The 23,664-nt window shown below is 66.4% G+C and carries 18 protein-coding genes and 1 pseudogene; 7 read left to right on the top strand and 12 right to left on the bottom strand.

The genetic code is table 11. The features are described 5' to 3' along the window. Nucleotides 1–200 precede the first annotated feature (200 nt). The 5 genes from AB4Z47_RS20365 to AB4Z47_RS20345 all read right to left on the bottom strand — a co-directional run bounded on the left by AB4Z47_RS20365 (nt 201) and on the right by AB4Z47_RS20345 (nt 5,339). Complete coding sequence (locus tag AB4Z47_RS20365) at nt 201–464, bottom strand: DUF7660 family protein (RefSeq protein WP_441952887.1); 264 nt, start codon at nt 462–464, stop codon at nt 201–203. Nucleotides 465–685: 221 nt separating this feature from the next. Beyond that, the gene (locus tag AB4Z47_RS20360) at nt 686–2,194 is read right to left on the bottom strand and encodes an FAD-binding oxidoreductase (protein ID WP_441952886.1); all 1,509 of its coding nucleotides are present in this window, start codon (nt 2,192–2,194) and stop codon (nt 686–688) included. 24 nt (nt 2,195–2,218) lie between these two features. Then, the gene (locus AB4Z47_RS20355; protein WP_441952885.1) at nt 2,219–3,649 is read right to left on the bottom strand and encodes an aminobutyraldehyde dehydrogenase; all 1,431 of its coding nucleotides are present in this window, start codon (nt 3,647–3,649) and stop codon (nt 2,219–2,221) included. Nucleotides 3,650–3,687: 38 nt separating this feature from the next. Further along, nucleotides 3,688–5,040 carry a cytochrome P450 gene (locus AB4Z47_RS20350; RefSeq protein WP_441952891.1) on the bottom strand — a complete coding sequence of 451 codons (1,353 nt, stop codon included), beginning with the start codon at nt 5,038–5,040 and terminating at the stop codon, nt 3,688–3,690. Between the two features lie 11 nt (nt 5,041–5,051). Beyond that, on the bottom strand, nt 5,052–5,339 hold the full coding sequence (locus AB4Z47_RS20345; RefSeq protein WP_441952884.1) for a hypothetical protein: 288 nt from the start codon (nt 5,337–5,339) through the stop codon (nt 5,052–5,054). A gap of 515 nt (nt 5,340–5,854) precedes the next feature. Between AB4Z47_RS20345 and AB4Z47_RS20340 the strand changes: the two genes are divergently transcribed. After that, nucleotides 5,855–6,814, top strand: coding sequence for an AraC family transcriptional regulator (locus AB4Z47_RS20340; protein WP_441952883.1), 960 nt, complete (start codon nt 5,855–5,857; stop codon nt 6,812–6,814). A gap of 41 nt (nt 6,815–6,855) precedes the next feature. Here AB4Z47_RS20340 and AB4Z47_RS20335 read toward each other — a convergent pair whose 3' ends face one another. The 4 genes and pseudogenes from AB4Z47_RS20335 to AB4Z47_RS20320 form a co-directional block, all read right to left on the bottom strand. Further along, a complete protein-coding gene (locus AB4Z47_RS20335) occupies nt 6,856–8,061 on the bottom strand; it encodes a cytochrome P450 family protein (RefSeq protein WP_441952882.1) in 1,206 nt (401 codons plus the stop codon). A 210-nt stretch (nt 8,062–8,271) separates the two neighbouring features. After that, a pseudogene (locus AB4Z47_RS20330) lies at nt 8,272–8,526 on the bottom strand (HSP90 family protein); the annotation flags it as partial. A gap of 153 nt (nt 8,527–8,679) precedes the next feature. Next, a complete protein-coding gene (locus AB4Z47_RS20325) occupies nt 8,680–10,107 on the bottom strand; it encodes a vWA domain-containing protein (RefSeq protein ID WP_441952881.1) in 1,428 nt (475 codons plus the stop codon). A 3-nt stretch (nt 10,108–10,110) separates the two neighbouring features. After that, on the bottom strand, nt 10,111–10,992 hold the full coding sequence (locus AB4Z47_RS20320; protein WP_441952890.1) for an AAA family ATPase: 882 nt from the start codon (nt 10,990–10,992) through the stop codon (nt 10,111–10,113). A 497-nt stretch (nt 10,993–11,489) separates the two neighbouring features. On the opposite strand from AB4Z47_RS20320, the gene AB4Z47_RS20315 reads away from it, so the two are divergent. Both AB4Z47_RS20315 and AB4Z47_RS20310 read left to right on the top strand, forming a co-directional pair. Further along, nucleotides 11,490–13,841, top strand: coding sequence for an arylsulfatase (locus tag AB4Z47_RS20315; protein WP_441952880.1), 2,352 nt, complete (start codon nt 11,490–11,492; stop codon nt 13,839–13,841). Nucleotides 13,842–13,888: 47 nt separating this feature from the next. Beyond that, the gene (locus AB4Z47_RS20310; protein ID WP_441952889.1) at nt 13,889–14,818 is read left to right on the top strand and encodes a formylglycine-generating enzyme family protein; all 930 of its coding nucleotides are present in this window, start codon (nt 13,889–13,891) and stop codon (nt 14,816–14,818) included. Here the strand turns inward: AB4Z47_RS20310 and AB4Z47_RS20305 are convergent. After that, nucleotides 14,782–15,441 (bottom strand): helix-turn-helix domain-containing protein, encoded by a 660-nt coding sequence (locus AB4Z47_RS20305; RefSeq protein WP_441952879.1) that lies wholly within the window; start codon nt 15,439–15,441, stop codon nt 14,782–14,784. The genes AB4Z47_RS20310 and AB4Z47_RS20305 overlap by 37 nt on opposite strands. A gap of 3 nt (nt 15,442–15,444) precedes the next feature. Continuing rightward, a complete protein-coding gene (locus AB4Z47_RS20300) occupies nt 15,445–16,710 on the bottom strand; it encodes a glutamate-5-semialdehyde dehydrogenase (RefSeq protein ID WP_441952878.1) in 1,266 nt (421 codons plus the stop codon). Nucleotides 16,711–16,842: 132 nt separating this feature from the next. Between AB4Z47_RS20300 and AB4Z47_RS20295 the strand changes: the two genes are divergently transcribed. From AB4Z47_RS20295 to AB4Z47_RS20285, 3 genes are all read left to right on the top strand, one after another. After that, nucleotides 16,843–18,216, top strand: a complete 1,374-nt coding sequence (locus AB4Z47_RS20295; RefSeq protein WP_441952877.1) for a glutamine synthetase — start codon at nt 16,843–16,845, stop codon at nt 18,214–18,216. Between the two features lies 1 nt (nt 18,217). Further along, a complete protein-coding gene (locus AB4Z47_RS20290) occupies nt 18,218–19,309 on the top strand; it encodes an amidohydrolase family protein (protein WP_441952876.1) in 1,092 nt (363 codons plus the stop codon). 92 nt (nt 19,310–19,401) lie between these two features. After that, nucleotides 19,402–20,625 (top strand): RtcB family protein, encoded by a 1,224-nt coding sequence (locus tag AB4Z47_RS20285; RefSeq protein ID WP_441952875.1) that lies wholly within the window; start codon nt 19,402–19,404, stop codon nt 20,623–20,625. Nucleotides 20,626–20,687: 62 nt separating this feature from the next. Here AB4Z47_RS20285 and AB4Z47_RS20280 read toward each other — a convergent pair whose 3' ends face one another. Next, the gene (locus tag AB4Z47_RS20280) at nt 20,688–21,170 is read right to left on the bottom strand and encodes a hypothetical protein (protein WP_441952874.1); all 483 of its coding nucleotides are present in this window, start codon (nt 21,168–21,170) and stop codon (nt 20,688–20,690) included. A gap of 301 nt (nt 21,171–21,471) precedes the next feature. On the opposite strand from AB4Z47_RS20280, the gene AB4Z47_RS20275 reads away from it, so the two are divergent. After that, on the top strand, nt 21,472–23,595 hold the full coding sequence (locus AB4Z47_RS20275; RefSeq protein WP_441952873.1) for a RecQ family ATP-dependent DNA helicase: 2,124 nt from the start codon (nt 21,472–21,474) through the stop codon (nt 23,593–23,595). The last annotated feature ends 69 nt before the right edge of the window (nt 23,596–23,664 follow it).

The following is a 23,664-nucleotide window of genomic DNA, read 5'->3' as shown; positions in this document are numbered from 1 at the left end:
CGCCAACCGCGACGACTCCGCCCGCGACCATGCGACAAGCTGGTCCCGCTCGTCACCGGCCAGTACGAACTCGACATCACTACGCCCGAAACCCGCCACCCCAACACCATAGATAATTAGAGCTGCAATTTCGGGACCGACACACTAGTACTCCAGTAGGGTTCGTGATCTCGGTTCCGCGGTTCGGCGCTGGGGGTGGCCTATTCGTAGCCGGTTGCGGTGACGAGTGCGCGGGTGAGCAGGGTCCAGGTTGGCTGGGCCGTGTTGTAGCGTTCGTTGTCGGCCAGGCATGCAGCTAAGGCTTCCAGGAAGCGGTCCAGGGTGTGGTTTTCCCATTCGTCGGGGTGGGCGCGCAGGTCGTGAAGCATCCGATGCACGATCTGCACCGTGTGGGTGCGGGAAGAAACGGCATCGACGTCGGCGGGTGTGATGTCGGCAAAGCGGCCGGTCTCGTAGTCGTCCATCGCTTGATGATGACCCAGGTCATGGCATTTGCCTTGTTCGGTGCTGGTAGTGGCTGGTCTTGGCGCGGTGTGTGGCTTCCCGCGCATCCCGCGCCCCCTTGGCGTGGAGATTTTCTCCCACCTGTCCCATTCTCGAACGCTACTGCAACTCATCGCAGTTCGTTGATGGTTGCCAGCGGTTTGGCCTTCGGACCCGATCGCTCGAAAGATCCGGGGCGACTTCAAGATCGTGTGGTCGGGGTGTATCGGCCGGACAGGATGTCTTGCGGATCGAGGACTCGTTTGACGGCGGCGACACAGCGCCAGAAATCGTCGTCCGTGCGCTCGATGAAGCGGTCGATCGAGTCCACGTCCATCCGCACCGGATAGATTCCCCCGGCTTCGAGTCGGCGCAGTAACAGATCCTTGTAGGCGTGCGCCGCGGCCACCGCACCCGCGTCGTTCCGGTCGAAATAGAACGGGAACAAGCCGAACAGCGCTGTGGCGCCCGCCCTTTCGTACAGCTGCGAGGTCGGCATCCTCGCTTCCTCGGCCGCCGCGCGCACGATCGAGGAGCATGCGGTTACCTGGTTCCCGGCGAACGGCAGCGTCACATTCGCGCACAACATGCCCGGCAGGTCACGGTCGTGATCGAGATCCACCGCGTCCGGCGGCAGCGACTTGCCCGCCATGTCGGCGAACCCGATCAGCAGGCGGTCGGAGGGCGTGCCATTCACGAGCCCCAGCCGCGCCTGCGCCAGTAACTGGTCCTGCGTATTCTCCGGCTGGGTTTGGTCACCTTCGGTGTCGGCCGCCGCGAAGTGGTCCGCCGAACCGCCGAGTCGCCGCCGGAGTTCACGCACTGCCTCGGCACGCATGGCGCGGATTCCGTTGAGCACGACCTGCGCCTTCCAGACGGACGGATCGGTATTGCCGAAGTACCGGATGATCGGGTCGGTGCCGTCAGTGATCCGCAGGTGTCCGGTGATGACACCTTCGTCCTTGGCGAGCCACAGTGCATCGACTACCTCGGCAAGGCGGCTCTCGGCCACTTCGAATGTCAGAACCGTCAGCGGTGCGACCGGATGCAGGCGCAGCACGATCTTGGTGACGATGCCGAAGCCGGACTGCACGAACAACCCACGCAGGTCTGGGCCGAGGCCGGGCGGGTAATGGTGAACCGCGGTTCCATGGTCGGGTAGATGCCACAGGCCGGTCCGCACGACTCCGCCGTTCCCGAGCACCGCTTCGACGCCCAGCAAGTCGTCCACCCGAGCGCCGAGGTTGCCGCAGCCTCGTTCCAGCACGTTCCCGACAATGCTGGTGCCGGCACCCGCGCCCGTCACGTTCAGCTTGAGCCGAGTTCCGTGCTCGGCAAGGTGCCTGGACAACTGCCCCTGGGTCACACCTGGTTCTATCACGGCATACCGGAAGCGGGTATCTACTTCCACGATCCGGTTCATGCCTGCCAGGTCGACCAGGGCAACCGGACCGACACTCGGCAGCGCCGAGCCGAATCCCCAGTTGCGTCCGGTGCTCACCGGGTGCACCCGAACACCGGTGGCGCGTGCGACGTCGATGACGCCGCGCACCTCGTCGAGCGAGGCGGGCCGCAGCACAGCATGCAGGTCGCGCGCCGCGAACTCCGACATATTCATCCCGTAGTGCGCGAGCTCGCGCGGGTCGGTGGAGACCGCCGCGGCACCGAGCGCGGCGCGCCAACCGGAGGTCGCCTGTTCGATCGCTTCCATGCGCGAGTTCCTCATGTGCTCAGTTCACGGCGTGGGGGATCCGATGTGGTGTACCACGTGCTTGATTCGGGAGTAGTCCTCCAAGGAGTACGTCGACAGGTCCTTACCGAACCCGGAATGTTTGAACCCGCCATGGGGCATTTCGGACGGATAGGCGAAGTGCGTATTGACCCGCACGGTGCCGTAATCGAGCCGCTGGCAGAGCCGCATCGCCCGCGCGTCGTCGCGCGTCCACACACCGGCGGCCAGCCCATAGTCGACTCCATTGGCCGCCAGGACCGCGTCGTCTTCGGTGTCGAATCGCTGGACCGTGATCACCGGTCCGAAAACCTCGCGCTGTGTGATCTCGTCGTCTTGGCGCACGTCGGCGACAACCGTCGGCTGGAAGAAGTAGCCGATGTCACCGGCGGCCACACCTCCGGTCAGCACGCGGGCGTGCGAAGGGAGCCGCTCGAGGAAACCGGATACCCGCTGGAGTTGGCGGGCGTTGTTCAGTGGTCCGTACAGCGCCGCCGGATCCGACGGTGGTCCGGTCCGGCACGACCGGGCGGCGGCGACCAGCGCGTCCACCAGTTCGTCATAGATCGTGTGGTGGGCGAGGACGCGCGTAGCTGCCGTGCAATCCTGCCCGGCGTTGCCGAATCCGGCCTCGATCACGGTCGCCGTGACAGCCGTGATGTCGGCGTCCGGAAACACGATCACAGGTGTCTTGCCACCGAGCTCGAAATGCAACCGTTTGAGGTGCGGCGCCGATGTTCTGGCGACCTCGATCCCCGTCTCGACGGATCCGGTCAAGGACACGAGGCCCGGAGTCGGATGTGCCACCATGTGGCGCCCGGTGTCGTCCCCGCCGCAAATGACGTTCAACACGCCAGCGGGTACGTACTCGGCCGCGAGGTCGGCGAACATGAGCGCGGTGGTCGGTGTCGTCTCCGCGGGCTTGAGCACCACGGTGTTGCCTGCGGCGATCGCGGGGGCTGCCTTGAGGACCGCCATCATCAACGGATAGTTCCAGGGAGCCAGCTGCGCGCAAACGCCCACTGGCTCACGCCGCACGTACGAGGTGTGGTCCGGCACGTACTCGGCGGCGGACTTGCCCTCGAGTATCCGCGTCGCACCGGCGAAGAAGCGCAGCTGGTCGACGACAAGGATCACATCGGACGCCGCCCGGTTCCCGGTGTTGCGGACCTCCGCCTCGGTGAACTCGTCCGCACGCCGCTCCAACTCGTCGGCAATACGAAGCAGCGCCAGCTGCCGTTCGGCGGGAGTTGTCGACCGCCACCTCTCGAAGCCGGCCGTCGCGGCCCGTACCGCCACGTCGACATCGGCCGCCCCGCAGATCGGCGCCTGCAGGTACGCCTCCGCGGTGCACGGGTCGATCACATCCTGGTAGACAGCGTCCTTCGACGTCACGAATTTGCCATCGACGAAGTTCTCCAGGAGATCGGTAACCATGCACAGCTCTCTCGTCCGTAAATGTCGTGTCGTCCCGGTCACGCCCGCGCGGTGACGCGCAATGACTGGAAGCCATGAAATCCGAGGTTGTTGTTCCAGTCGAGATCTTGTCGGCACACCCGCAGGTGGGGCATTCGGCGATAGAGCGATGCCAACCCTATTCGGGTCGTGGAGCGCACCAGTGGATCGCCGAAACACAGGTGTCGGCCGGCTCCGAAGGTCAGGTGTTCGTTCGGGCTCGGCCGGGTGAGGACGAGCTCGTCCGCCCGTGGGAATTTCCCGGCATCCCGATTGGCCGATCCGATGTACAGCAACAATGGCTGCCCCTCTCGAATACGAACTTCCACACCATTGCGACAGAGGTAGGTGAAGTCAGCGCCTGCGACACGACCGATGAACTGGACCGGGTTGCAGAACCGCAGCAGTTCCTCGACCGCCGTGGCCGCAGTGTTCTCCTCGAGCAGCAACTGCCGCTCGTGCGGTGGGCATTGGTCGAGCGCGTGCACACTGTTTCCGATGAGATATCGGATCGAGGCGGTGCCTGCGAACAGCAACAAGGCGGACTGGGCAATGACGTCTTCCTCATCGAACCGGTAACCGTGGCTTTCGGTATGGCGCATCTGGTGCATCAAGCCGCCGCGTTGTTGGGACCGTCTCACGGACTCCGGCGCGGACAGGAACCGCACCAGCTCCCGAGTGCTGTGCTGCGTTCGATGGACATGTTCGGTGGATACCTGAGTGGATCCGAACAAATGGGCGATATCGTCGGTCCACCGTGTGAGATCGGCATGCGCCTCGCTCGGCACACCCAGGAGGTCTGCGATAACGATGGCCGACAGCGGAAAGGAGAAATCCGACATCACATCGAATTCATCCCGGTCGATGCCGTCCAGCAAGTTATCGACCACACGCTGGACCAAAGGCTCGACTCGCTCGTCGCGAAACGGGGCGTAACTGCGGTTGGCGTGCCGCCGCAACCGGGTGTGGCCGGCACCGTCGTGAAAGGCCAACCAACGTTCGAACACGCTGAGCATATCGCCGAAGCCGGATTGCTGATCGGGCGGCAGGAACCGCAAGGGTACGGCCGCCCGCGAGTTGGACAATCGCTCATCCAGCATGAACGCCCGACAATCCGCGTAGGAAAAGAAAAGCCAGGTGCCTCCGAAAATTCTTTCCGAGAAATACGCCGGCTGCGTGGAACGCATCTTCGCATAGAAGGGAAACGGATCCGGAATGTAGCCGAGCTCGTTGTGCGAGAAATTCTCCACAGAGAGGCTATACGACATCAGGGCCCTTCTTACCGACGATATCAGTGCACGACCGCTAGTCTGCATGCCTCCCTCGTTGCCAGTCTCCCCAGAAGCGGGAACGCGTGGACCGAATGCCTCCATCACCGCTGCGGCTACCGCCTCGTCGTCCTGCCCGCAGCACTCCAGAGCCGTGGCGGCCGACCACGCGAGGTCAGCGTGCGATCCGGGTCCTGGTCGACGAGGCGAGCCCCCTCCATGAAGTGGTGCGCCGCCTCGCGGTGCCGGTTCAGCGCGGTCAGGGAGCGGTCGGACTGCGCCCGCAGCACCGCCAATTCGGCGGGCGGGTAGGGAATTTCCGCACCCGCGAACGCCTCGTCCAACAACGCGACCGCCTCGCCGTGCTGCTCGGCGCGGTGGAACGCGCGCCGCGACCAGCACATCCGGTTCGGACCAACCGTTCGATGGACTCGAGCGCTGGTGATCCGGTAGGCCTGCTGGTTGGTGGCGTGGACGTCGTCTCACAGTTGGTCGCCTGGCCGCCGGCCGACTCGGCGACTCCATCATCGACATCGCCGCTCGGCGTTATGTTTTCGTGCCGTCGTGTTCTGTTGCGGGGCAGAGCTACCGATTATCGTGATGTACCGTGCGTCAACCATCGACACTGACCTGGCACGTGCTCGCCGAGCGCGTGCGTCACCTGTTGATGGGTTCCTGGAGACTGTATGATCGCGTCCGTCGCCCACTAGCACACCGGTACCGCCGCGTTCTACACCTTGAACGTCACCGATGATTGCTTGGCAGCGCGCCGTGGTGATTTGCGTTCTCGACATCGGTCCGGCCATGGACTTGACGCTCGAGCTGCCGGCCCGTGTCGTCTACCGGGCAAGCCCACACTATTTGCACATGGACTGTTGGAGACGAGGCGGTACCTGCCGTGAAATACTATGACTTGACCGTGGATGATTCGAAAACGTGGACCGAGGTCAGCAACAGCTTCATTCCGATGGAAAACAAGTACCACGAACCGGACCGATGGTATTCGGAGCTGCTCGCCCAGGAAACGGCAGCTTATAGCCTGTTGCGCTGGGATCAGCGCGGTGACCGGATTGGTTCCCGTACCGCATCAAACGTTCGCAAGGTTCCGCGCGATGAAATCTACTGGATAATTATTCCCGAGCGAGGTGCGTTCTCGATCCGGCATGGCGACGAGATAGTACGGGCCGTACCCGGCAGTCTTATGATGACCGGATTCGACGAGGTATGTCAGCTACACATACCGACTTCCGTGGCCTATGGCTTCCAAGTACCGCGCGCGGAAATCGACCATCGACTGAAACCATCCGACAGGCTGCGGCTGGTGCTCGATATGAACTCAGGGCTCGGGCGCGTCGCAAAGGACATGATCCGCAGCGTACATGCCGAGAAGTCGAACCTTTCCGACCGAGAATTCAACGCAATCTGTGAGCGTATCAGCGAACTGCTGTGCATGCTTTCCATGGGCGATGGAAACCCTCAGCAGGCTCACCTTCCCGAGACAGTCGAGGCCATCCGAAGATATGTGCGAGAGAATGTCGGCGTCGGGGACCTTCGATTGCCTGCGGTAGCGCTCGCCCTCGGATGGTCGCCCCGGAAATTGCGGTTCATTCTGCAGCAGTCCGGAACGACATATCGAGATGTGCGTCAGGACGAGACACTTCGCGCGGCTCGCGACATGCTGCAGAACCCTGCGCGTAATACCATGCCCATCCGACAGGTGGCTGTCCGCAGCGGCTTCACTCCGAACTGGTTTTCGGCGGCGTTCAAAGCGCGATATGGCGAAACTCCTGGCGAATTCCGGCAGCGGAGGCTGGCGGAACTTGCCGACCAGCAGATGCCGCAGATCGGTGCTCGATCAGAGTTCGAACATCGCCGTTGAAGGGGCCGGACCTCGGACCGCGTGATCCGGCCCCCACGTAGTTATACGGCGGGAACAAGTCGAACCGGAACGCTCAGTGGTCCGACAGTGAGGAACTGCGGACCGTATGGGACATGTTCCGGATCGCAGGCAAGGCTCAACTGGGGGTACCGAGTGAACAGTGCGGAGAGCGCTATTCGGCTTTCCAGCCGTGCCAGCGGGGCGCCGAGGCAGAAGTGTGGTCCTCGGCCGAATGCCAGTTGGTCTCTGTGGTCATGATCGATGTCGAACGTGTCTGCATTTGGATAGTGTTCCGGGTCCCTTCCGACACCGCCGTACCAGAAGACCAAGCTGCCTGCGGGGATCCGGACTCCGGCGACCGTGACATCCCCTTGTGCGTATCGGACGAATGGAACGAGTACGGACGAGCGGTAGCGCAGCGTTTCCTCTACGACGTCGGACCATCGATCCGCTGCGAGGGCGATAGCTCGTTGTTCGGGATGGGCACACAGCGCTATAACCGCATTGCCCAGCATGTGGACGGTGGTCTCATGCCCAGCGACGATTACCAACCAGAGCATATTGACCAGCTCGTCGGTGGACAGATCGTTCTCCGCATTGGCCTGCAACAACGCGGAGGCGAGGTCATCGCCCGGTTCGGTTCGCTTACGTTCGAGCAGCTCGGCGAGGTAACCGATCATGCCCTGCACCGCGGATTGCATTTGCTCGGCTGTGCTCGTGTGCGACACGACGGTCGTGGACCATTGTCGGATCTGCGGCTGCTCGGATTCCGGCACACCGAACAGTTCACAGATTACGCGCACCGGAAACGGTGTGGTGAAGCTGGAAACAATGTCGATCTCGTCGCCGTCGGGAAGGTCGTCGATGAGTCTGGCCGCAATTTTCCGAATCCGCGGCTCGAGCGCGGCCACCCTACCCGGGGTGAACGCCTGGCTGATCGTCTTGCGCAGCCGCCGATGGTCGTCGCCGTCCTTGTTGAGCATGTGGTCGAGGTCGGTGAGTGCACGCAAGGGCCAGTCGGCCGGGATTGTGCCGTCGTGCAGGGAAGGGCAATTCTTGGCATTCTTGCTGAACAGCTTGCCGTCGCCGGCGAGGACTTCGCTGACCGATTGATAACTGACTGCGATCCAGGCCGGCACTCCGCCGGGTAGTTCGATCGGAACGACCGGGCCGCGCCGGCTGATTCGATCATATGTCTCGAAAATCGACTCCCCGACTGTGGGTAACTGAATGATGGACTCGGTCACGACGACACCTCCACGGACAAAGGGATTGAATCGACATCCCCACCAGCATCGACTGCCGACGACCAGAGGAGTAGTAACACCGGCTTCTCGTGCCGCGTAACGGTGCGAACAGCAACGAAAACATAGGAGGATAAGCCGGTTTCGCGCCAGCGTGCGCCGACCGCAGAGTTGGTTGGCGGCTTCGGCAAACTGCCCGAGAAACTCTCGTCACGCGCCCTCGATGTCGTCGCGCTTGGACGAGCGGCCGATGGTCGCCAAGAAGCGGTGCACGTCGGCCTCGGTCACGCCAGGATCGCTGATCCGCAGGCCGGTCTCGTCTACGGCCAACCGAATCGAATTGGACGCCAATGGATCCAATCGGGAACGCGCGATGACTGCGCCAACAGCGTTCTGCAGCAGCTCACGCAGATAGACCCTGGGACCGGAATACAGGTGATGGGACAAGAGATCGATGATTCCGCACAGATCGACCCGAAACGAAAAGCTGTTCCCCGTCGCTTAACGAACCCTTTCGATCAGCGGGTAGGGCGCTTGGACTTCGGCAGCTTGCGCACCACCGCCTCGGCGGGTTGCGGCGCACTTCATCGCCCCAGCCCAGCTATCCAGAAGGTGGTCCGCTCAGACCGGCAGCAGCCGGGACACTACGGCGGTCAGCTGTTTCGCCGAGCGGCATTCGTGCATCTCGATCACCTGCCCGTACTTGTCGGCGGCGGAATCGCCCGACCCCCACTGGTTGCGCGGCTCCGGGTTGAGCCAATGCGCGTGCTTGGCGACATCGACCAGCGACCGCAGCGTCGTCAGTTCCGGGTCTCGGTAATTGGTGCGGGCATCGCCGAGAATCAGCAGCGAACTTCGGCTGGTGACGGCGTCGGGATAGTCCCTCGCGAATCCGGCCAGCGCGTTGCCGTAGTCCGAGTGCCCGTCCACACCGACCACGCTCGCCTCGGTGAAGATCTTGGTCATCGCCGTGTCCAGCCGGGTATGCGGATCGAAGAACCGGGTCACCTCGTCCACCTGGTCGACGAACGCGAAGATCCGCACCCGGGAGAACTGTTCACGCAACGCGCTCACCAGCAGCAAGGTGAAGTTGCTGAAGCCGGCCACCGAGCCGGACACATCGCAGAGCAGTACCAGCTCCGGGCGGCCCGGACGCGGCTTGCGGTGCACCAGGTCGATCGGCACTCCGCCGGTCGACATGGATTTGCGGAGGGTGCGCCGCAGATCTATCTCGCCGCGGCGAGAGTGCCTGCGCCGCACCGCAAGACGTTCCGCGAGGATGCGCGCCAGACGCTGCGTGCCACGTTTGAGCTCGGTCAGCTCGGTCTCGGAGGCGCGCAGGAAGTCGACCTCCTCGGCTTGGCGGGCGACGCCGTAGGTCGCGACGCGCTCGCGTCCGATCCGCTCGGCGACCCGCCGCCTTGTCTCGGCCTCCACGGTCGCGCGGAAGCGGGCGATGCGCTGCCGCACCGCGCGGCGGGCGATCTCGGTATCGAAGTCGCTGGTGTTCGGTCCGGCCACCAGCCCGGCGACGATCTTGGCCAGCAACGTCTGCGGCTGCACCTCGCGCAGCGCCTGGTACGCCGAAAACGAAGGGCCACGGGCGGATTGGTACTGACCGAGCTGTTCGACCAGCTGCGCGGCCAGTGCCTCCAGCTGCGCAGTGGCCGTCTCCTCCCCCAGCAGTTCCGCGAGCAGCTCGCGCAGCGCCGGAATGTCCACGTCGCCCGTGCGGGTGTGCGGAATCTCGACCTCGTCCGGCGCCGCGGTGCGTTCACCGATCCCGACCGGGAACCACAGGTCGAACAGCCCGTCGTAGGTCGCGCGGTGCGTGGTGCGCCGCAACAGCGCGCAGGCCAGGCCCTCGCGCAGGACGTCGCGGTCCATCAGGTCGAGCACGGTCATCACGCGACCCGCGTCCACCGTTTCCGAGGGGCCGACCGGAATCCCGCGCGCACGCAGCGCCTCCACGAATCCGACCAGATGCCCAGGCAGTCCGTGCGGCGCGCGCAGCGGCCCGACATCCTCGGGGACCGATCCCGCCGCCATGACTCAGGCCAGCTTCAGTTCGGCCAGCGCGCGCTGGTGGTCGCTCTGGTGTTTGAGCACGACACCGAGGGTGGCGCGGACGGTGGTGTCGTCCAGGTCCTTCAGTCCGAGAGCGAGCAGCGTGCGTCCCCAGTCGATCGATTCGGCGACCGAGGGCAGCTTCTTCAACTGCATGCCACGCAGGACGTGCACGACCCGCACCAGCTGCGCGGCGACCGCGGCGGACAGCTCAGGGACCCGGCTGGCCAGGATGCGGCGCTCGAGCTCCTCGTCCGGGAAGTCCAGGTGCAGGTAGAGGCAGCGGCGCTTGAGCGCCTCGGACAGCTCCCTGGTGGCGTTCGAGGTGAGCACGACGAACGGCTTGCGGCTGGCGGTGATGGTGCCCAGTTCCGGGACGGTCACCGCGAAGTCGCTGAGCACCTCGAGCAGCAGCCCTTCGATCTCGACGTCGGCCTTGTCGGTCTCGTCGATCAGCAGCACCGTCGGATCGGTGCGCCGGATCGCGGTGAGCAGCGGCCGGGAGAGCAGGAACTCCTCGGTGAAGACGTCGGCCTTCGTCTCCTCCCAATCGTTTTCGCTGGACGCTTGGATGCGGAGGATCTGCTTGGCGTGGTTCCACTCGTACAGCGCGCGCGCCTCGTCGACGCCCTCGTAGCACTGCAGACGGACCAGCTCGGCGCCCGAAGTCTGCGCGACCGCGCGCGCCAACTCGGTCTTGCCGACACCCGCCGGACCCTCGATCAGCAGCGGCTTGCCCAGCCGATCGGCGAGGAACACCGAGGTAGCGGTGGCCTTGTCCGCCAGGTACCCTGTGCCCGCCAACCGGTCGATCACGTCCTGCACCGATCCGAAGACCGGTTCTTGACCTGCACTCTCCGACACCACGCGACTCTCCGACACCACGCACCACCTTCCTTCCCAACCCCCACCACGCTACGGCAGCGCCGCGAGCACGCCGACTCGACGTCGGGGTCCGTGGTCCTGCCACAGGGGTGAGCGACTCGGCCCGCGCCGTGTGCACACCGATCGGCTACGCGATGACGCAACAGTCCAACTGCGATCGGTGGCGTTGGCAGTGGGATGCCCGGGTCGGTCACGGCGCTTTTTCGCCAACTCCTCCTGCGAATCCCTTCCGGTCGGTATTCTCGATGGATACGAAAGGCGTTGACCAGCGAACGGACACCAGGTCCGGGAGACGGCATGGCCACGTACGTCGACTCGAAGAGTCGAACCCCCTCCGCGGTATCGCCGGAGTTGTGCACATCCGTCCCGGCACCGCGGCCGCGTCGATCGGCGTTGTGCGCGTGTGCGCGGCATGAGGTCCGGAGCCCGGCCCACAGAATCAACCGCGAACGAACAGCTCTCGTTTCTGGAGGTGGATGATGGCCAGGAAGTTCGAGGGACACGTCGCGCTCGATATCCGCGATTCGGCGCCCGACTGGGGGCCTTTCGCGGAGCCGACCGCACCGCAAGGTGCGCCGAACGTGCTGTATCTGGTGTGGGATGACATCGGGATCGGTACCTGGGACTGCTACGGCGGTCTGGTCGAGATGCCGAATATGAAGCGCATCGCTGATCGTGGTGTGCGGTTCACGCAGTTCCACACCACCGCGCTGTGTTCACCCAGCCGTGCCGCGTTGCTGACCGGCCGGAATGCGACCTCTGTCGGTATGGCGACGATCGAGGAATTCACCGATGGGTTCCCGAGTATGAGCGGACGCATACCGGCCGAAACCGCGTTGCTGCCTGAGGTGTTGGCCGAGCGGGGGTGGAACACGTATGCGCTTGGTAAGTGGCATATGACGCCGCTGGAGGAGGAGAATCTCGCGGCGTCGAAGCGGCATTGGCCGCTGGGGCGTGGGTTCGAGCGGTTCTACGGTTTCCTGGGTGGAGAGGCCGACCAGTGGTATCCGAATCTGGTGTACGACAATCACCCGATCTCGCAGCCGTACGCACCGGAGGACGGGTACCACCTGTCGAAGGATCTGGCCGACAAGTCGATCGAGTTCATCCGGGACGCGAAGGTGATTGCCCCCGGAAAGCCGTGGTTCATGTACCTGTGCCCGGGGTGCGGGCATGCGCCGCACCACGTGCCGCGGGAATGGGCCGACAAATACCGCGGCCGGTTCGATATGGGCTATGAGAAGTATCGCGAGATCGTGCTGGAGAACCAGAAGCGCATGGGTCTGCTACCGGAGAACACCGAGCTGTCGCCCATGAACCCGTATTCGAATGTCACCAGTGCGGACGGCAAGCCGTGGCCGGTGCAGGACACGGTACGACCGTGGGATTCGCTGTCGGAGGACGAGAAGCGGCTGTTCCGTCGGCAGGCGGAGGTGTTCGCCGGATTCCTGTCCTACACCGACGCGCAGATCGGCCGACTGCTGGACTATCTCGAGGAAAGCGGCCAACTGGACAACACGATCATCGTCGCGCTCTCGGACAACGGCGCCAGCGGCGAAGGAGGTCCGAACGGCACCGCGAACGAGATGAAGTTCTTCAACGGCTACATCGACACGATCGATGACAGTTTGACCAAGCTCGACGAGCTCGGTTCGCCGAGCACCTACAACCACTACAGCATCGGCTGGGCGATGGCGTTCAACACCCCGTACAAGCTGTACAAGCGGTATGCCTCGCACGAAGGCGGTATCGCCGACCCGTGCCTGGTGTCGTGGCCGGCCGGGATCACAGCCCGCGGTGAGCTGCGCCACCAGTACCTCAACGTCTGCGATGTCACGCCCACCGTCTATGAACTGCTCGGCATCACACCCCCGGACATAGTGAAAGGTGTGGTACAGCGTCCATTGGAGGGAGTCGGTTTCCGGGCGCTGCTCGAGGACACGAACGCGGACACCGGCAAGCACACGCAGTTCTATTCGATGCTGGGCACGCGCGGGATTTGGCACCGTGGGTGGTTCGCCAACACCATTCACGCGGCTTGCCCGTCCGGCTGGGGTCATTTCGACAAGGACCGCTGGGAACTGTTCCATCTCGAGCAGGACCGCAGCCAGATGCACGACCTGGCCGACGTTCATCCCGAGAAGCTGGAGGTGCTGAAGGCGCTGTGGTTCTCCGAGGCCGAGAAGTACCAAGGGATGCCGCTCAACGACCTCGACATCGTCACCGCCATGACCCGTTACCGCCCGACATACGCCACCAAGCGAGACAGGTTCGTCTACTATCCCGGCAGCGCGGAGGTGGGACCGGGTGCGGCACTGGAAATTCAGGGGCGGTCGTTCGCACTGCTCGCCGAGGCGACGATCACCAGCTCGGATGCGCAGGGGGTGCTGTTCGCCCACGGTGGGCGACTCGGTGGGCACACCCTGTTCGTCCAGGACGAGCACCTGTACTACATCTACAACTTCCTCGGCGAAGAAGAACAGACCATCGTCTCCGATCGCCCGGTACCGCTCGGCGATCACATCCTCGGGATCCGGTACGAACGCCACGGAACCCGCCCGGACAACTTCACGCCCACCGGTGCGGCCGTGCTGTACATCGATGAGAACCCGGTCGGATCACTCGATGACATGCGGACCCAGCCCATCACGTTCTCCGGTGTGGGAGAAGGAGTCTGCGTGGGCCGCGACAGCGGCCAGTCCGTTTCCGCGCAGTACCGGCCACCGTTCCCGTTCACCGGGGGAACCATGCATCAGGTCGTCGCGGATGTGAGCGGGAAACCATACGAGGACCTGGAAATGGCTGCGGCTGCGGCCTTTTCGCGTGATTGAGAGGATCGTCAGTGGCTACCGAAACCCGCGCCGATGTCCGCCGCGGCATGATCCGGATATCCGGCGGCGGCTTCGCGATGGGATCGGACGATTTCTTCCCAGAAGAGCGGCCGGTGCACCGGGTGCGGGTCGATGCGTTCTCGATCGACCCGCACCCGGTGACCAACGCCGCATTCCGGCGCTTCGTGAAACAGACCGGATACGTCACGGTCGCCGAACGAACCCCCGCGGCCGGGGATTACCCGGACGCGGAGCCGGAGAGCCTGATACCCGGTGGCCTGGTATTCCGGCCCACCGCGGGACCGGTGTCGCTGGACAATTGGCGCCGCTGGTGGCGGTATGTCCCCGGGGCAAGCTGGCGCCACCCGCATGGGCCCGGAAGCACACTCGACGGACTCGACCGCCACCCGGTCACACAGGTCGCCTACGAGGACGCCGCAGCGTACGCGGCCTGGGCGGGCAAACAGCTGCCGACGGAGGCCGAATGGGAGTATGCGGCCCGCGGCGGATTGGACGGGGCTGTGTACGCCTGGGGTGACGAATTCGAACCCACCGGCCGGCGCATGGCCAATATCTGGGTCGGCGCATTCCCCTGGCAATTCCATCCCGGCCGAGGACAGAGGCGGACACCCGGCACCACGGCGGTCGGCACCTACTCGCCCAATGGTTACCGTCTCTTCGACATGACCGGCAACGTGTGGGAGTGGACCGTCGACTACTTCCGCCCTCGGCACCCGACGCCGGCCTGCTGCGCCCCGTACAACCCGTATGTGGACGCACCCGAATCAGCGGCGGCGCAGCACTTTCCACGCCGCGTCGTCAAGGGCGGCTCGTATCTGTGCGCGGCCGACTACTGCCTTCGCTACCGGCCAGCCGCCCGACAAGGTCAGACCGAGGACACCGCGACCTGCCATCTCGGCTTCCGGTGCGTTGTCCGCGACTACAGCGTGTCTTCCCAACCGGTGAGGGGTCGGTAGACACCGTCCTTCTCGGACGTCCTCCACTCACGCCGATACAGCGTGAGGGTTGGTTCCCGCGTCATTCGGGCCGGTTTCACCCACACGAGTGTGTGGGCCAGTGCCTTCCCGTCGGCGGGCGTTGATGACCGGGGCTCGTGCTGCGGGCTCCCGGACCTGAGATACATGCCCTTGCGGGTACCGCAACGCGAGTCCGCCCAGCCCGCCAATGCCCGCCCACAATCGACGGCTGCTTCCTCGAACACCTGCTGACACACCTGATCACGCCACACCAAACCGGTCACCACCACCGTGGCGGTACCCTCGGTATCGACGGCGAAGACCCGCCCGGCATCCTCGGACTTCTTCCACCGGTTGAAATGGTTGATCAGATCGAACCCCGACCACGGCACCGACACCGTCAGATCGGCCTCGCGGACGGTCAACGCCGACTTCACCGCATGCAGGCACTGATTGAACGCGAACCGCGCCGCCCCAGCATGCCGCGACAACACCGTCCGCTGCTCGACCGTCGGGTTCAAGCAGAACCGGAAAGACGTGTGCCGCACCACATCAACAGCATCCCACCACCCACCGACAACAACGGCCCACATCACCCCACCGAACAAACTATTGGGAGACACGCTTCAGACGGGCCGAATCTGCCCTTCACCCCAGACGATCCACTTGGTGGAGGTCAGTTCCGGCAAGGCCATCGGGCCGCGGGCGTGCAGCTTCTGGGTGGAGATGCCGATCTCGGCTCCGAAGCCGAATTGCTCGCCGTCGGTGAAGGCGGTGGAGGCGTTCACCATGACGGCCGCGGCGTCCACGCGGCTGGTGAACTCGCGGGCGGCGGCCAGCTCGCCGGTGACGATGGCCTCGCTGTGGCCGGTGCCCCAGGTATCGATGTGCTCCACGGCCGCGTCCAGATCGTCGACCACTTTGAGCGCGATGTCGAGGGTGAGGTACTCCTCGCCCCAGTCGGCGTCGGTAGCCGGAACCTGGCCGGGCAGGTCGCCGTGGATGGTGACCCCGTGCTCCTCCAGCGCCTTGGTCAGCCTGGGCACGGCGGTGTCGGCGATCGCGGCGTCGATGAGGACGGTCTCGGCCGCGTTGCACACGCTGGGGCGGCGGGTCTTGGCGTTGATCACGATCTGCTCGGCCATGTCGAGGTCGGCGGCGGCGTGCACGTAGACGTGGCAGTTGCCGGTTCCGGTCTCGATGGTGGGCACCTGCGCGTCGCGGACGACCGCGTTGATCAGGCCCGCACCGCCGCGCGGAATGACCACGTCGACCAGGCCGCGCGCCTGGATCAGATGGGTCACGCTGGAGCGGTCCTCGCTCGGCAGCAGTTGCACGGCGTCGGCCGGAAGGCCCTGTGCGACAAGCGATTCCCTCAGCACCGCAACCAGTGCGGCGTTCGAGCGGGCCGCCGAGGACGAGCCGCGCAGCAGGGCAGCGTTGCCGGATTTGAGCGCGAGCCCGAACGCGTCGACGGTGACGTTCGGCCTGGCCTCGTACACCATGCCGACCACGCCGAGCGGGACCCGCACCTGCTTGATCTCCAGGCCGTTGGGCAACGTCGAGCCGCGGACGACCACGCCAACCGGATCGGGCAGCCCGGCCACCTGGCGCAGCCCGGCGGCGATGCCGTCGATGCGGGCCTCGGTCAGCCGCAGCCGGTCGAGCAGCGACTCCTCGGTACCGGCCGCCTGTGCCGCGGCGATGTCGGCGGCGTTGGCGGCGAGCACCCGCTCGGCCGCGGCCAGCAACGCGTCGGCGGCGGCGTGTAGCGCGTCGTTCTTCTGCGCGGTCGTCAGCTGAGCCAGCGCCCGCGACGCGACCCGAGCCTTGCGCGCGGCCTCGTGCACCACCGCGCGGACATCCGGCTCGGTGGTCGTTCCTACCGTCATGGGGTACAGCCTACGCACCCGGTAAGCCACCGATTCCACCCGCTCGGCGCGGCCGTATACCGCCTCTGATCAGCGCGACCGGCCCGCACAGCCTCGGCTCCCTTTGCGCCCGCGCCGTTTATCGTGGTGCACATGGCCACGACGCCGGATCGAATCCCCGCCGACGGCGACGCCGACGTGTTGATCGGCAGGTTGGATGCGTCGATGGTCGCCCTGAGTTTCGTCGACAACGCCGGCATCACGCGGGTGAAGGCGGTGCCCGAGCAGCGGCTCCACCACGCGGCCCGATTCGGGGTCGGCGTCTCACCGTGCTTCGAGACCTTCGCCTTCGACGATCTGATGACGGTCGGGCGGTATCTGGGCGGCCCCGACGGCGATCTGCGGCTCGTCCCGGACCTGTCGATGCTGACCGAGCTGGCCTGCCAGCCGGGCTGGGCGTGGGCGCCCGCCGACAAGTTCACCCAGGACGGCGCGCGCTTCGTCGCCTGCCAGCGCTACTTCGCGGCACGCCAGGCCGAGGCGGCGCACGCGACAGGGCTTCAGCTGTCGATGGCCTTCGAGACCGAATGGTCCGTCGGCCGGGACGACGACGCGGACGGCTTCACGCCCGCGATCGGCGGCCCCGCGTACAGCATCATGCGGCTCGGTCAGGTCGCCGAGTACGCCAAGGACCTGGTCGCGACGCTGGCCAGGCAGGGCATCACGGTCGACCAGTTCCACCCGGAATACGCACTCGCCCAGCTGGAACTGTCGGTCGAACCGTCGCAGCCGGTCGCCGCTGCCGACGAGGCGGTGTTGGTTCGGCACACGATTCGCCAGGTGAGCGCACGCCATGGGTGGCGCGCGCTGCTGGCGCCGTGTATCGCGCCGGACGGCGCCGGTTCCGGAGCACACCTCCACCTGTCCGTGCACGACGACGAAGGACCACTGCTCGCCGGCGGTTCGGGCCCGTACGGCATGCGGCGGACCGGCGAAGCGTTTCTGGCCGGAGTGCTGCGCGAACTGCCCGCACTGGTCGCGATCGGCGCGGGCAATCCGGCGAGCTTCCTGCGGCTGGTGCCCTCGCGCTGGGCCGGTGTGTGGCAGTGCTGGGGTCGCGAGGCAAGGGAGGCGGCGCTGCGTTTCATCACCGGGGTGCGTGGCACCGAGCAGTGGGCCGCCAACGCCGAGATCAAGTGTTTCGACGCGACCGGAAACCCGTATCTGATCGTCGGTTCGGTGATCGCGGCCGGGTTGTCCGGCATCGCCGAGGAACTGCGCCTGCCTACGGAAATAACCGGGGACCCCGTGACTTTCGATGCGGAAGCCCTCATGATGTCGGGTGTGCGACGACTGCCCACCACGCCGAACGAAGCCGCCGACCGCCTCGCCGAGTCCACGGTGCTGGCCACCGCGATGGGCGTTGAGCTGCACGACGCGCTACTCGCCGTGCGCCGAGCCGAAGCGCAGCGGTACACCGCCGCGAGCGCGGACGAGCTCGTCGCCCTGACCCGTTGGCGGTTCTAGCGTGCTCACCGACGGCGTTCCGCTCACCGACCAGCACTGTCACGGCGTGGTCACCGGCGATCTGGACCGGCCCGGCTTCGAGCGGTTGCTCGGCGAAGGCGCACGCGGCAGTTTCGATTCCGCGATCGGGCTCGCGGTGCGCCGCTGGTGCGCCCCCGCGCTCGACCTGCCCGCCCATGTCGGTCCGGACGTCTACCTCCGTCATCGCGCCGGGCTCGGCGGACGCGAGGTCGCCGCGCGGCTGCTGCGCGCGACGGGCGTGACCAGGTGGTTTATCGACACCGGCCTCGGCGGCGGCACCGCAGAGTTCGGCGAACTGGCGGACGGTGCGGTCCACGAGATCGTACGTCTGGAAGACGTGGCCGAACAGGTCGTCGCCGAGGTAGGCGCGGTGTCGGGCGTCTACGACCGGATCGAAGCGGAGCTGCGGGCCCGGGCCACGAATGCCGTGGGGCTGAAGACGATCGTCGCCTACCGCTGCGGTCTGGACTTCCCGCTGCATGATCATCCGCCGACCAGCTTCGCGCCCGAACGCAGGCTCACCGACCCGCACCTGCTCGGCTGGCTGGTCGGCCTCGGGGCGCGTATCGGGGCCGAACTCGGCCTCCCGTTGCAGTTCCACACCGGGTTCGGCGACCCGGATCTTCGACTGCACCGTTCGGACCCATTGCTGCTCACCGACTTTCTGCGCAGGACAACCGGCACCGGGCTCTCGGTGCTGCTGCTGCACTGCTGGCCCTTCCATCGCCACGCCGCCTACCTCGCGCACGTCTTCGAGCACGTCCACCTGGACTTGGGCCTCACCATCCCGTACGTGGGACAGCGCGCCGGGGCAGTGCTCGCCGAGGCACTCGAGCTCGCTCCGTTCCGTGCGCTGTGCTACTCGTCGGACGGCTACGGGCTTCCGGAACTGCACTACCTCGGCGCCCTGCTCTGGCGGCGCGGCCTCGGTATGCTGATCGACGAGTGGATCGTCGCCGACACGATCACCGCCGCCGACGCCGAACACCTGGTCACCGCGCTCGCCCACGGGAATGCCGAGCGCGTCTATCGCGCCGCGCTCGACCGGCCGCAGCACCGCGTCGCCGGCTGAGGCGGAACGATCCGGTCGGTCGAAAACCGGGGTGCGTCGCCCGCCCTCGATGCCTACCGTTGATCGTGTAGACCAACGAAAGGATCGAGAGCATGTTTCCCGTCGAGCTGCGCGGCACCAGGGCGCAGACGCTGATGTGGGCCCACGAGCACGAGGTCGACCAGGCCGCGCTGCAGCAGCTGCGGAACATCGCCGGGCTGAAATGGGTCCACGGCGTCCGCGTGATGCCGGACGTGCACCTCGGCAAGGGGGCCACGGTCGGCTCGGTGATCGCGATGAAGGACGCGGTGTCGCCCGCCGCGGTCGGCGTGGACATCGGGTGCGGCATGGAGAGCGTGCGGACCGATCTCACCGCCGCCGACCTGCCGGACAACCTGCATTCGCTGCGGTCGCGGATCGAGGCTGCGGTGCCGGTCGGCTTCCAGGCGCACGCGAACGCGGTGAATGTGCGCGAGCTCGGCGGGGACGTGGCCGCGCTCGGCGCGAGCACCGCGACGCTGCGCGCGGGCTGGGATCGGTTCTGGGGTTCGTTCCGGACGCTCGACCACCATGTGCAGGCGCGAGAGTCCAAGGCGCACAAGCAGATGGGCACGCTCGGCGGCGGCAACCACTTCATCGAGGTCTGTCTGGACCAGGACGACACGGTATGGATCCTGCTGCACTCCGGTAGCCGCAACATCGGCAAGGAGCTCGCCGAGCGGCACATGACGATCGCGCGGACGCTGCCGCACAACGTCGATCTGCCCGACCGCGATCTCGCCGTATTCGTCTCCGGGACAGCGGAGATGGACGCCTACCGTCGCGACCTCACCTGGGCGCAGGAGTACGCCGCGCGTAACCGCGCGGTGATGCTCGCCCTGGTGTGCCGCGCGGTGCAGGACGAATTCACCGGGCGCAAGGTGCGTTTCGAGCAGCCGGTTTCATGTCACCACAACTATGTGGCGGAGGAGATCATCGACGGCGTGCCGATGCTGGTGACCCGCAAGGGCGCCGTGCGCGCGGGCGAGGGTGATCTGGCGTTGATTCCCGGCTCCATGGGCACCCGCTCGTATGTGGTGCGTGGCAAGGGCAATCCGGCCTCGTTCCAGTCGGCCTCGCATGGCGCGGGGCGGCGGATGAGCCGCAACGCGGCCAAGCGGCAGTTCAGCGTCGCCGATCTCATCGCCCAGACCGAGGGTGTCGAATCGCGGAAGGACGCGGGTGTCGTGGACGAAATCCCGGCCGCGTACAAGGACATCGACGAGGTCATCGCGGCACAGCACGATCTGGTCGACGTCGTCGCGACGCTGCACCAGGTGCTCTGTGTGAAGGGGTGAGAACCCGGACGGGATCTCGCGCCGGGCGAGTTGTGCTCGCCTGGTGCGAGATTCGCGGGTATTCAGCGCCTGCGCAGGGTGGCCGCGATACCGGCCGCGATGAGCATCAGCCCGATGACGAGGGCGAAGCCGCCGAGCACCCAGTTGTGCACGGCCAGACGCAATTCGGGCGACAGCGCTGGTGACTCCTCGATCAGTCGCCAGGTTTCGTCCGGGGACACGATCTGCATGATGCCAGGCACCAGACCCCACACCAGACCCGCGATCACGGTGCCCGCAGGCGAGTACGCGGCCAGCAGCGCGACCAGGAACAGCAGCAACGCGCCGCCGATGATCTGCCCGTTGGAGCCCCACCGGTCGCCCTCGCTCCCGACGATCACCCAGTGTCTGGTGTCGAGTGCGCCATCGGCGGCCAAGCCGATTCCGATCGGCGTCACCACCAAACCGATGAGGGTGCCGAGCGCGGCGCGCGAAAAATTACCGCTGGTGCGGAACTCGGCTCCCGGCGGGGCCCAACCCGTAGGCGGCTGATATTTGCTCGACATGCTGGCCTCCTGCGCGGTTTCCCTGTGACGGAGATATTTTCAGCCCATTGTCCGTCCCGCAGGGTGAATTCGCGGTGGATGCGGCATCAACCGCGCGCGGCGCTCGGCAGGTACCCGCATCAGCGCACCAGGTTCCTGGAACAGCTGATCCTCGCCGGCGCTGTGCGCCATCGTGCGGAGTTCGGGCCCGAGGTGGTTCGCGCGTACGCGGACCGCTTCCGTGGCCCGGTCTGCGCGCGCACCGGGGCGCGCGGTCGCGGCGCCCGACCGCCTGTCGGTACTGTCGGGCACGATGGAGCGCATGACCACGGCGACCGATGTCCCTGAGATCGACCTCACCGCCCCCGACCTGCGCGATCGCGCGGAGCATCTGCTGCGCGAGCTGGCCGGACCCGGCGCGCGGCTGCGGGAGGACCAGTGGACCGCCATCGAAGCGCTGGTCGTGCGCCGACGCAGGGCGCTGGTCGTGCAGCGGACCGGCTGGGGTAAGTCGGCGGTGTACTTCATCGCGGCCAAGCTGCTGCGCGGGGCCGGTCGCGGGCCGACGGTGATCGTCTCGCCGCTGCTGGCCCTCATGCGCAACCAAGTGGCGGCGGCCCAGCGTGCGGGGGTGGTCGCCGCGACCATCAACTCGGGCAACGTCACCGAATGGGACGAGATCCACGTGCGGGTCGCCGATGGGGCGGTCGATGTGCTGCTGGTCAGCCCGGAGCGGCTGAACAACCCGGACTTCCGCGACCAAGTGCTGCCCAGGCTCGCCGCGGACGCGGGACTCGTGGTGATCGACGAGGCGCACTGTGTGTCGGACTGGGGCCACGACTTCCGGCCGGATTATCGCCGTATCCGCACCCTGATCGCCGACTTGGGTTCGGACGTGCCCGTGCTCGCGACCACCGCGACCGCCAACGACCGAGTGGTTACCGACGTCGCCACCCAGATCGGCACCGACACCCTGGTCCTGCGCGGCACGCTGGATCGCGAATCGCTGCACCTGTCGGTGGTCCGTTTCGACGACGCGGTGGAACGCACCGCCTGGCTCAGCGGTCACCTGCACCGGCTGCCCGGCTCCGGAATCGTCTACACACTCACCGTCGCCGCCGCCCACGATCTGGCCGACGTGCTGAACTCGCACGGCCACCGGGTCGCCGCCTACACCGGCCAGACCGACCCCGCCGAACGCGAGGCGTTGGAGGCCGCGCTGCTGGACAACGAGGTGAAGGCACTCGTCGCCACCTCCGCGCTGGGCATGGGATTCGACAAACCCGACCTCGGATTCGTAGTGCACGTCGGCGCGCCGTCCTCGCCTATCGCCTATTACCAGCAGGTCGGTCGCGCGGGGCGCGGCACCGACCGCGCCGAGGTGCTCCTGCTGCCCGGTCCCGAGGACGCGCGGATCTGGAGCTACTTCGCCTCCGTCGCCTTTCCGCGCGAACATATCGTGCGCGCGGTACTCGACGCGCTGGACTCCGACCGGGCGCTGTCGACGGCGGCGCTGGAACCGCTGGTCGAGCTGAATCGCTCCCGACTGGAGATGGTGCTGAAGGTGCTCGACGTGGACGGCGCGGTGCGCCGGGTACGCGGCGGCTGGATCGCGACCGGACAGCCGTGGATCTACGACACCGAACGCTATGAGCGTCTGTCCGCCGCCCGCGAGATCGAACAGCAGGCCATGGTCGACTTCCAGTCGACTTCCGGCTGCCGGATGGAGTTCCTGCGTCGTCAGCTCGACGACCCTGGACTGCCCGCGGGCCGAGCGGATTCGCCCGGCTGCGGCCGCTGTGACAACTGCACCGGCGCCCGCCCCGACCGCACCGTGGCCGCCGATGCCGTCGCCGCGACCAGAGCTCGCCTCGACCGCCCCGGCATCGACCTCGCTCCGCGCAAGCAGTGGCCCACCGGCATGGCGAAGCTCGGAATCCCGTTGTCCGGCAAGATCACCGGTGGCGCCGAGACCGGCCGCGTCCTCGGCAGGCTCACCGACCTCGGCTGGGGGCAGCGCCTGCGCGCGTTGCTCGACGGCCCGGACGCCCCCGTCCCCGACGCGGTCTTCGACGCGTGTATCGCCGTGCTGCGCGAATGGAACTGGCCAGCCCGCCCCACCGCGGTGCTGGCGCAGGAATCCCCCCGCTATCCCGTGCTGACGGCCACCCTCGCCGCCCGGCTCGCCGAAGTCGGCCGCCTGCGCGACCTCGGCACGCTGCGGACCCGGCCGGACCGGCCGGCGGTCTCCGCAGCGAACTCCGCACACCGGGTCGCGGGGCTGTTCGACTCGTGGGAGGTGCCCGACCTCACCGACGTGACAGGCCCGATCCTGTTGGTGGACACCGTCACCGACACCGGCTGGACGTTCACCGTCGCCGCCCACGCGCTACGCGCCACAGGAGCCGACGCGGTCCTGCCGTTCGCGCTGGCCACGCCGACATAGCGCCGGGCAAGGAGCAGCTGGCGCCCGCCCATTCGTGCGGTCGCCGCCTGCTGGATCGGATCCCCTTCG

It is taken from the genome of Nocardia sp. 2TAF39, assembly GCF_052114905.1.
In the GTDB taxonomy this organism is placed as follows: domain Bacteria; phylum Actinomycetota; class Actinomycetes; order Mycobacteriales; family Mycobacteriaceae; genus Nocardia.
Note: the sequence above shows the minus strand (reverse complement) of the source record. Positions and strands in the feature narration are given on the sequence as shown.

Bases quoted from the DNA above. Each gene is read 5' to 3' on its own strand.
- AB4Z47_RS20280 (WP_441952874.1), bottom strand. From the start codon at position 21,170: ATGTCGAGCAAATATCAGCCGCCTACGGGTTGGGCCCCGCCGGGAGCC.
- AB4Z47_RS20350 (WP_441952891.1), bottom strand. From the start codon at position 5,040: ATGGAGGCATTCGGTCCACGCGTTCCCGCTTCTGGGGAGACTGGCAAC.
- AB4Z47_RS20310 (WP_441952889.1), top strand. From the start codon at position 13,889: ATGATCCGGATATCCGGCGGCGGCTTCGCGATGGGATCGGACGATTTC.
- AB4Z47_RS20360 (WP_441952886.1), bottom strand. From the start codon at position 2,194: ATGGAAGCGATCGAACAGGCGACCTCCGGTTGGCGCGCCGCGCTCGGT.
- AB4Z47_RS20345 (WP_441952884.1), bottom strand. From the start codon at position 5,339: ATGTGCTGGTCGCGGCGCGCGTTCCACCGCGCCGAGCAGCACGGCGAG.
- AB4Z47_RS20300 (WP_441952878.1), bottom strand. From the start codon at position 16,710: ATGACGGTAGGAACGACCACCGAGCCGGATGTCCGCGCGGTGGTGCAC.
- AB4Z47_RS20285 (WP_441952875.1), top strand. From the start codon at position 19,402: ATGTTTCCCGTCGAGCTGCGCGGCACCAGGGCGCAGACGCTGATGTGG.
- AB4Z47_RS20275 (WP_441952873.1), top strand. From the start codon at position 21,472: ATGACCACGGCGACCGATGTCCCTGAGATCGACCTCACCGCCCCCGAC.
- AB4Z47_RS20325 (WP_441952881.1), bottom strand. From the start codon at position 10,107: ATGGCGGCGGGATCGGTCCCCGAGGATGTCGGGCCGCTGCGCGCGCCG.
- AB4Z47_RS20365 (WP_441952887.1), bottom strand. From the start codon at position 464: ATGGACGACTACGAGACCGGCCGCTTTGCCGACATCACACCCGCCGAC.
- AB4Z47_RS20355 (WP_441952885.1), bottom strand. From the start codon at position 3,649: ATGGTTACCGATCTCCTGGAGAACTTCGTCGATGGCAAATTCGTGACG.
- AB4Z47_RS20295 (WP_441952877.1), top strand. From the start codon at position 16,843: ATGGCCACGACGCCGGATCGAATCCCCGCCGACGGCGACGCCGACGTG.
- AB4Z47_RS20315 (WP_441952880.1), top strand. From the start codon at position 11,490: ATGGCCAGGAAGTTCGAGGGACACGTCGCGCTCGATATCCGCGATTCG.